Below are 9,269 nucleotides of genomic sequence, written 5' to 3'. Positions count from 1 at the left end.
CACCTTTTCGGCAATTGAGAACGGAACAGCTTCGTAATGCTCAAAATGCATCGCGAAAGCAGCCCTTCCCTGGCTCATATTCCTTAGTTCTGTTGCGTAACCGAACATTCCCGAAAGTGGAATGAGTGATTTCACTATTTGTGCATTGGCCTGTTTGTCCATGGAAGTAATATTTCCGCGTTTCTCGTACACGCTTCCGGTTACGTTACCCGCGTATTCTTCAGGTGTTGTTACCGAAACGCTCATAACAGGCTCCAGAAGAATCGGGTTTCCCTTCATGAAAGCTTTTCGGAATGCTGATGCGGCACATTTTCTGAAAGCCATCTCGGACGAATCCACTTCATGGAAAGAGCCATCATGCAAGGTTACTTTGATATCTACCACCGGGAAATCAGCCATAACGCCACGGGCCATCGCGCCAACGATTCCCTTCTCAACCGCCGGTATATACTCCCGGGGAATATTACCGCCCTTCACATTGTTCTTGAATTCGAAACCATGACCGGCAGGCATAGGCGTAAGCGTCATGATGACATGCGCATACTGCCCTTTTCCGCCGGTCTGCTTGGAGAGCTTCTCATTTATGTCAACTGTGGAAGTGATGGTTTCTCTGTAGGCTACCCTTGGTGGAGATGTAATAACATCAACAGAGAACTCCCTTTTAAGACGGTCAAGGATTATCTCCAGATGGAGCTCACCCATTCCTGAAATGATGGTTTCCGCTGTTTCGGAATCGGTGGAAACCGTGAATGTGGGGTCTTCCTCGGATAATTTGACCAGAGCACGTGAGAGCTTATCCCTTTCTCCTTTATTCTCAAGAGTTACCGCAACGCTTAGAACAGGTGTTGGAAACTCAATCGCCTCAAGGATGATAGGGTTTTCCTCGCAGCATATAGTATCGCCTGTGGATGTATCCTTCAGCCCGGTGACTGCACCAATTTCGCCCGTATACAGCACATCCACCGATTCCCTTTTATCGGCGTGCATACGGAGTATTCTACCGGCTCTCTGCATCTTGTTCTCCGATGAGTTGAACACGTAGGAGCCTGATTCAAGAGAGCCGGAATAGACCCTCAGATAGACAAGTTTACCGACATGGCGGTCAGTGACAACTTTAAACGCCAGCGCGGCAAGCCTTCCGTCATCTCTGGGAATACGTTCAATAGGATTACCATCAAGGCACTGGCCGCTTACAGGCGGAAGGTCAAGGGGGCTTGGCAGGTAGGATACAACCGCGTCCAGAAGCCTCTGAACTCCCATGTTCCTGTACGCGCTGCCGCAAAGAACAGGGCATAGCGCATGTGAATGAGTGGCCTGCCTTATGGCAAGGCTGAGTTCCTTTCCGGAGATTTCCTCTCCTTCGCAGAACTTCTCAAACAGTTCCTCATCAATTTCACTTACTTTCTCTATGAGATGTTTTCTCCATTTTTTAGCTTCGGAGATCATATCGTCGGGAATAGGTTCTTCATGCCATGACATTCCACGGTCGGATTTGTCGTAGTAGACAGCGCAATTGTCTACCAGATCTACAATACCTCTAAAACCGTCTTCTGATCCGATGGGTAATACAACCGGTACCGAGTTGGCCCCAAGCTGTCTCTGAATTGATTCCACAACACCGTAGAAATCCGCTCCCAGCCTGTCCATTTTGTTTACAAAGGCTATCCTGGGTACCGAGTATTTTTCAGCCTGTCTCCATACGGTTTCTGACTGGGGTTCGACGCCGCCCACTGCGCAAAATAAAGCAACAACTCCATCAAGAACTCTGAGACTGCGTTCTACTTCCACAGTGAAGTCAACGTGCCCCGGTGTATCTATCAGGTTTATCATGTGATCACGCCATACTGTTGCTGTCGCAGCGCTGGTTATGGTTATGCCACGCTCCTGCTCCTGGGGCATCCAGTCCATTACGGCTTTTCCGTCGTGAACTTCACCCATTCTGTGCAGTTTGCCCGTATAGAAAAGTATCCTTTCCGACACGGTGGTTTTACCAGCGTCTATATGCGCCATTATTCCAATATTCCGGAGCTGTTCGAGTGTATACTTCCTTGACAATTTAATACTTCCGTTCAATCTATTCATGATAATTCAACAAAGAAGCCTGTTGATCCAGGCCCAGCAGGCCTGTAATATACTGAACAACTTAGATATTGCCTTATATGGGGGGCATATGCCGGAATTGAGAGTAAGAATCGCGATGCTTAACGATATTGACGATATCACGGATATCTCCCGTACAACGTGGGATGGAGATGATTATCTTGAAGGTAAAGCCCCCGGATGGATCAGGGGCGGCAGTCTGTATGTCGGCGAACTAAATGGAAAGGTTGTGGGAACCTTCAGGCTCACTCCAATGCCGGATGGAGTACTGTGGCTGGAAGGGCTTCGTATACATACCGATTACCAGGGCAGAGGATACGGAAGGCAGCTTGCCGATTTCTCATTTGTAATGGGAAAGAGGATTCTACAAAGCGGTGAAGCCGAATGCATGGAGTTCTCAACCTATATCCTGAATAATGAAAGCATACACATATCAATGTCGCAGGGATTCAAGGTTGTTAACCGCTTCATCCTCATGACAAGAGAAGGTATCCATTCCTCCGCGGAAATCGAGAGGACCGAACCCTCAAGTAATAATTTCATGGGTCTTACAGGCCATATACCCATCGGCTGGAAATACGCCAGGCTCTGCCCGGAAGGTATCGAGTGGGCACTGAAGCGATGTGATGCCTATAGAATTGGTAACGTCTGTTTCCTGAGAAAAAAGGGTTCCGATGAAACTACCCCGCTCCGGGGAGCGTTCGATGATCCCGACGGTTTTCTCGATGGGGCGGAGGCAGCAGCCTTGACAGCAGGCGACTCGCATTCGTGCATAATTGTCCATGAATCATGGAAGGATCTAATAGAAAGGGCTTACCATAGAGGTTACAATACATGGGAGCCTGTGGATAATTACAACGTGCTGGTATTTCGATATACGATGTAAAATAGAAGATTCATCCGATTCACTGAATTCCCTTTGTACTGTTTCCCAGTCTTTGATATATTCTGCGTTAACAAATGCCGGGGTGGTGGAATTGGCAGACACAACGGACTTAAAATCCGTTGCTCCTTTAGGGGCGTGAGGGTTCAAGTCCCTCTCCCGGCACCATTCTCCGAAAGGGTTATCTTGGCTGAAATTCGAGTATTACCCGACACAGTTATCAATCTGATCTCAGCTGGTGAAGTGGTGGAGAGACCCGCGTCGGTGGTAAAGGAACTCATTGAGAACGCACTTGACGCGGAAGCCACAGAGATCACTGTAGAACTGGAACAGGGAGGAAGAAAGTCCATCATTGTGCGGGATAACGGCCTGGGTATGAACAGGCACGATCTTCTTCTCTCCGTTCAGAGGCATGCGACAAGTAAAATTTCATCAAGCAGTGACCTGGATACACTATCAACACTTGGATTCAGGGGTGAAGCCCTTCCAAGCATAGCAGCAGTGACCCATTTTTCCGTTCTTACTTCTGACGGTGGTGACGGATGGAGAATGCAAATGGACGGTGGAGTGCTAAGGGATGTTTCTGCCGCCGCAAGAACCAGGGGCACTACAGTTACTGCCGCCGGGCTTTTTTACAACCAGCCTGCAAGAAGACGCTTTCTCAGAACGCAGGCTACAGAACTGACGTGGGTTGAAAAATATCTTACCGGATGCGCTCTTGCGAAGAGCGAGATAACCTTCAGACTGTCTCATAACGGAAACGAGCTTTTCCATCTTCCCGCAGATCAGTCCGTTCCTGCAAGGCTTCGCTCCAGATACAACCTGCCCGGAGACAGCAGATACGTTAAGTCCGAGGGACACTCCGGAGGAACATCCGTGAAGCTCATATGGTTTCCTGACAGCCGCTGGAACAGGAAAACTCACCAGTATATCCTGGTAAACGGCAGGATGATTTATTCGGGTCTGGTTTCAGGCCCTGTAGACGCTGCGATAGCAGGCCCTGCGGGTTATCCGCTTCTGTACTGCAGCGTTTCAGTACCTCCGGATGAAGTTGATGTAAACGTTCATCCCGCAAAGCGTGAAGTAAGGTTCAGAAAACCTTCATCGATCAGGGAGGCTGTTGAATCCGCGCTTGGCGAGCTTTCATCATCAAGAAAGAGTGCTATAACCTTGATGACCGGCAGTAGAGATTCTGCGGGTATCACCTACGAAAGATCCTATGAGAAGATAGACTCGGACGCTCTATTTGATGCCGCAATGAAAGTTCAGGCACCCTCTTCAGTCAAGGCAGCCGAAAGTTCAGAACAGGGTTTTCCGATTGTTCAGATAGGCAGGTCCTATCTTGTGACTTCCACCGATAAGGGCATAGTCCTCATTGACCAGCATGCAGCCCATGAGAGGGTACTGTTCGAAACGATACTGAACACCATGAACAGCGATATGGAATCCGGGCAGCAGAAACTGCTTCTCCCGGAGAATGTAAAACTCGATGCGTCAGAACGTGAACAGCTGGACGATTACAAAAGCGTTCTTAACAGCTCGGGATTCGAGTTTCATGTCGAGGGCGAAACACTTGTTCTTACTGCCGTTCCCCCCGGAACTTTTCACGGAATAGGCGCACTTCGCGAAATCCTCAGGTCACTTCAGGACCCTGAGAATGAAGACAAGCCCATTCGCGAGAGAGTAGCCGCCGCCGCAGCATGTGCAGGAGCAGTGAAATTCGGCGATCATCTATCTCCCGATGAAACCAGGCATCTTGTGGATCAGCTTTTCTCAACACAGGACCCGTTTCACTGTCCCCATGGAAGGCCTACACTTATAGAGATATCTTTTGAGGAACTTGGTAAGAAATTTGGAAGATAGCACTGCTGTCCCGGTGCTGACCGGATGCACGGCTTCCGGAAAGACCGGAATCCTGCTCAAGTTGAAGCAGAAATACGATTTCGAAATAGTCAGCGCTGACTCAAGACAGGTTTACAGGGGAATGGACATTGGGACAGCAAAGCCGGAGCCTGCGGAGCGGTTAATTCTTATTCATCATCTTGTAGATTGCATTGATCCGGATGAAGCTTTTTCCGCAGGGATGTTCGCCAGGGAAGCACGGAGACTGATTCGCGAAATAGAGAACAGAAATTCAATTCCAGTAATTGCCGGTGGAACAGCCCTTTACCTGATGGCGCTTACTGGAGGTCTTGATCCTATGCCCGACAGGTGCAGCGGCGTTAGAGACGGTCTGAAAATGCTTGAAGAGGAAATCCCGGGAATACTGTACCGTATGCTCGAAAGGCTGGATACGAAGACTGCTGAGGTTACGGGTTCCGGAGATATAAGAAGGCAGATAAGGGCAATTGAGCTTTACGCATTGACGGGGAAAGTACCGTCAGCTTTGCGAAGGGGGGGAGATCAGACGCTAACGGAGAAATTCAGAATAGTTGGTATCTCCCTGCCGAAGCAGGAACATCGCAGAAGAATAAGGGCAAGAGCAGAGAAGATGATAAGACAGGGATTGATAGACGAAGTAAAATCATTACTGGATAGCGGCTGGGGAAGGGAGAGCATTCTGGGGAGAACCATAGGATACAGGGAAATTCTGGATTTCCTTGAGGGAGTCATACCTTCTATAGAAGACACTGTCGATGCAATAGCCATTAATACATGGCACCTTGTGCGAAGGCAAAAGAACATGTTCAAACGACTTGAAGGAATTGTCTGGGTCGAGGATGACCCGGATCTGATTGAGAAACTACTGTTCGGTGAAAGGGGACTCTGATGGAGAAGAAGAGGGAATCGGGAGAAATCCTCGAGCATATGCTGCTGGAGGAGGTAAAAATTGAAGATATTGAATTCATTGAACCTCCGGATGAATGGAATCCTGAGCTTCATCAGAAGGAATCCTACGTACCACCGGTTCTTATTGAGGAAAAACCGAAGAACGATGAAGTTGAGGGGGAGGGCGAATCGAAGAAATACTGCCTGCTGGCTCATCACAGATGTTTCTGGAAAGCCTACGCGAAGGGGCAGTTCACTATGAAAGTACTGGTTGTTCATAGCAATGTACACATTTCACTGGCCCATGATTCCATTAAGAACTGTTCTGAGGAAGCACTGCTGTTCGACGGCCTTCTCCGTAACGGGTTATGCGAAAACAGGAGCAGGCTTTCGGAGCTTCTCGGATATTCGAGGGCGAGGATCACTCAGATACTCAATCTTCTCAAACTTCCGATTGAAATGCGGCAGAAACTCCTGCTGACCGATGATATCAGTGAATTCCAGCTTCGACCCATTGTACGAGTAGAAGATGGCAAGGTTCAGAAGGAGATGTTCAGCCACCTCATAAAAGGTAAGGTCACAGGCAGACAGATGGCTCTTTTCACAGGTGATAAGCAGAAGAAAGATGATAAGAAGACCCTGACGGACATCGAAGACCTTATGGCCGAGGATATCCAGTCCGATGAATCGGAGGAAATCGCATACGAAGATAACAACGATTTCATTGATGAAGAAGCCTCCAGCGATATTATTCAGCCGATCTATGTTTCAGAGCTAATGCAGCTTTTAAGACTCAGAAGCGTTAACTGGGAAAAGGAGGCCGAGAAGAAGAATATCAGCAGGATCGATATGGAATTCCTCGGAGGGATATTCAAACTGCGAAACGGGCTTTACAAAGAGGCTGTGGATATCCTGGAGGGTGTAGTAGAGGCAAACCCGGATTATGCTCCGGCTTATTTTTACATTGGTAAGTGTTTCAACCTGATGGGAAATCCTGATTCTGCAGAGAATGCCCTTAGAACAGCCCTTGAGATGATTCCGGAGGAACCGGATTATCTGGTTGAACTGGCGATAGTCCTTGAAAAGCAGAAAAGAGACACCGAAGCTTCGACCTTCTACAAAAAAGCAGGTTTACTTCGAAGAAAACCCCGTAAGGGAGATGCAGGGTGAGATACGGGGCATTCCTGCTGTTTCTCCTTCTATTTTTGACCACCTGTGCCAAGATGGCAGCCCCCGGGGGAGGGCCTGTGGATAAGACCCCTCCGGAGATAGTTTCCGTATTTCCAACTCCTGGAGCCGGATATACTGATCTTCGGGAAATAACCATAGAGTGGAGCGAAAGGCTGGAAGAGGCTTCCGCTGCTGTTTTTATATATCCAGCCATGGAATACAGACTGGATGTAAGCGGTTCCACAATGAAGATAGAGCTTGATTCGGCCGTTGGATCGGACCCGCTCATTATTCATCTGCCGAAGGAGATCCGTGACAGAAGGGGCAATCGGGCGGGATTTTCTGAGGATCTTGTCTATAGCTCGGGTGACTCACTCCCAACGGGTCAGTTGACGGTTGCAATGACAAGGCAGGGAGGAGGCAACCTCTCAGGGATTACGCTGGTTGAACTCTACCGTGATTCTCTTCTGGTTCGGAGGACATCGCCCGACTCAACCGGTACAGCATGGATAAAATGGCTGCAATCAGGGAATTACAGGTTGCTGTGTTACGAAGATCCGGACAGGTCGTACCTGTGGAATTCAGAGCAGGAAGCCGGTGTTGACAGTTCGTTCGTATTGGTAGAAAATGACAGTTTAACGCTTGACGCCATATTGACCGTTGTAGATACTGCAGGACCAGTTCTTTCCGAAATAACGGCTTTTGACAGCTACCATGTGCAATTGCTTTTTAACGAAGAAGTATCATACGAATCCTTCGATTCCGGAGAGGTGGTTCTGAAGGACAGTATCGGGAATGAAATTCTGGTAAACGGATTCTGGCTGCCGGGCGGATTTTCGGGGAATACTGTGGTACTTGATACGCACAGGATTCCCGATGCGGAGATAACTGCCTACGTATCAGGTATTGAAGATCTTATCCTCAATTCATCAGCTCCGGATTCCCTTGAATTTTTCGGTCTTGATTCCATACCTGCGGACAGTCTCAGGATACGATCCTACTATCCTGCTCCCGGAGCAGAAAATGCCGATCCTGCAGGTCCGTATCGAATTTCGTTCAACTACTGGATAGATCCCGATTCCCTGGCTGACAGATTCAGTCTTACAAGGATAACTGACAGCACCACGGTTCAAGGATCACTGATCGTGATAGATGGAAGATCTTTTGAGTTCTATCCCGAACATCAGCTCATAGGTGAGCAGCAATACAGATTAGAACTGCTTCCAGGCCTGTCGACACTATGGGGTGACACACTCCAGATGCCGTTCACATGGGCATTTGCGGCATTATGGGGGGATGAACCCGGTTCGATCACCGGTAGAATCAGCGGTTCGGTATTCCCGACTGTGAAACTACAGATCAGCAGAACTGGAGGAGGAGGGGACGCGGCCGTAACCTACGCGACTGTCCAATCAGGGGATTACCGGGTTAACGATATACCCGCCGGGCGTTACACTGTCGCGGCATTCGTAGATTCCGACAACGGAGGAACGTGGAGCTCAATGGAGCCATATGGCACATTTCCAGGTGTGGTTCTTGTCCAGCCTGGTCTTATTACAGGGGATGTGAACATTGAAATTCTGCCCTGAGGAGAAATTCAGCAGGACGAAATGCACCGGTTGTGGCATCTGCGCAAAGGTATGTCCTTCACATGCCATACATATGAGTGACGGGTATCCGGTCTTCAACAGTTCCCGATGCATCGGCTGCTGTCATTGCGGATTGTTCTGTCCGGAGAACGCATTCGGAATGGAGCCAATTCCCGAAAACGCAGCTGCTCCGAAGCAATACAGAGCACTACTTGAGAGCAGAAGATCTATCCGTTTCTATTCGGATAAAGTGCCATCGGAAGAAGATATAAGTAAGCTTATCTCCATAGTGTCTCAATCTCCCACTGGTGTAAATGCACAGGGAATAATCGTAAGGGTTATCAGCGGAACTGATAACATCAGGAGGCTCTTAGAGCCTGTCAGGAAGATGCTTGATATTTTGTCTTTCACAGGCCTTCCTCACATTATCGGGAAGATAACCGGGATGACCGCGCATATAAAGAGCCTGCGAGCGGGAGAGGATGCAATCTTCAGGGGGGCGCCAGTTGTGCTTTTCTTCCATGTCCCCAGGAAGAACATCACAGGTTACACTGACGGAGTTATCGCAGCTTCCGCAGTAATGAATTATGCCGTATCCATGGGAATGGGCACACTCTGGAACGGCATCGCTGAGAAGATCTATCCATTCGTAAAATCCTGGCACACCCGTGAAGCAAGGGGAACAAGGCTTACAGCGGTTCTATGTATCGGTTATCCCGCCCTGAAACCGAAATGGAAAGCTCCGGAAAGAATCTACA

Annotated in this window: 7 protein-coding genes and 1 tRNA gene; 7 read left to right on the top strand and 1 reads right to left on the bottom strand. The window is 48.8% G+C overall.

What is annotated here, in order from left to right; genetic code table 11:
• On the bottom strand, positions 1-2,055 hold a 2,055-nt coding region (fusA, locus tag K8S15_11625; GenBank protein MCD4776683.1), incomplete at its 3' end, for an elongation factor G.
• 115 nt (positions 2,056-2,170) lie between these two features.
• Here fusA and K8S15_11620 point away from each other — a divergent pair.
• The 7 genes from K8S15_11620 to K8S15_11590 all read left to right on the top strand — a co-directional run.
• Entirely contained in the window at positions 2,171-2,986 is an 816-nt protein-coding gene (locus tag K8S15_11620; GenBank protein ID MCD4776682.1) for a GNAT family N-acetyltransferase, read from the top strand.
• Positions 2,987-3,062: 76 nt separating this feature from the next.
• A tRNA-Leu gene (locus K8S15_11615) sits at positions 3,063-3,151 on the top strand.
• An 18-nt stretch (positions 3,152-3,169) separates the two neighbouring features.
• On the top strand, positions 3,170-4,846 hold the full coding sequence (gene mutL, locus K8S15_11610; GenBank protein ID MCD4776681.1) for a DNA mismatch repair endonuclease MutL: 1,677 nt from the start codon (positions 3,170-3,172) through the stop codon (positions 4,844-4,846).
• Positions 4,824-5,753, top strand: coding sequence for a tRNA (adenosine(37)-N6)-dimethylallyltransferase MiaA (miaA, locus tag K8S15_11605; protein MCD4776680.1), 930 nt, complete (start codon positions 4,824-4,826; stop codon positions 5,751-5,753). The genes mutL and miaA overlap by 23 nt, the downstream gene beginning before the upstream one ends.
• Positions 5,753-6,922 carry a tetratricopeptide repeat protein gene (locus K8S15_11600; protein ID MCD4776679.1) on the top strand — a complete coding sequence of 390 codons (1,170 nt, stop codon included), beginning with the start codon at positions 5,753-5,755 and terminating at the stop codon, positions 6,920-6,922. The genes miaA and K8S15_11600 overlap by 1 nt, the downstream gene beginning before the upstream one ends.
• Positions 6,919-8,511: an Ig-like domain-containing protein gene (locus K8S15_11595; protein MCD4776678.1), complete on the top strand. Its 1,593-nt coding sequence runs from the start codon at positions 6,919-6,921 to the stop codon at positions 8,509-8,511. The genes K8S15_11600 and K8S15_11595 overlap by 4 nt, the downstream gene beginning before the upstream one ends.
• Positions 8,495-9,269 (top strand): nitroreductase family protein (locus K8S15_11590; GenBank protein MCD4776677.1); only part of this gene is annotated, 775 nt, incomplete at its 3' end. The genes K8S15_11595 and K8S15_11590, both read left to right, overlap by 17 nt.

Source organism: Candidatus Aegiribacteria sp., assembly GCA_021108005.1.
In the GTDB taxonomy this organism is placed as follows: domain Bacteria; phylum Fermentibacterota; class Fermentibacteria; order Fermentibacterales; family JCC-6; genus Aegiribacteria.
Note: the sequence above shows the minus strand (reverse complement) of the source record. Positions and strands in the feature narration are given on the sequence as shown.

Coding starts and splice junctions, on each gene's coding strand:
- K8S15_11620 (MCD4776682.1), top strand. CDS start 2,171: ATGCCGGAATTGAGAGTAAGAATCGCGATGCTTAACGATATTGACGAT.
- K8S15_11600 (MCD4776679.1), top strand. CDS start 5,753: ATGGAGAAGAAGAGGGAATCGGGAGAAATCCTCGAGCATATGCTGCTG.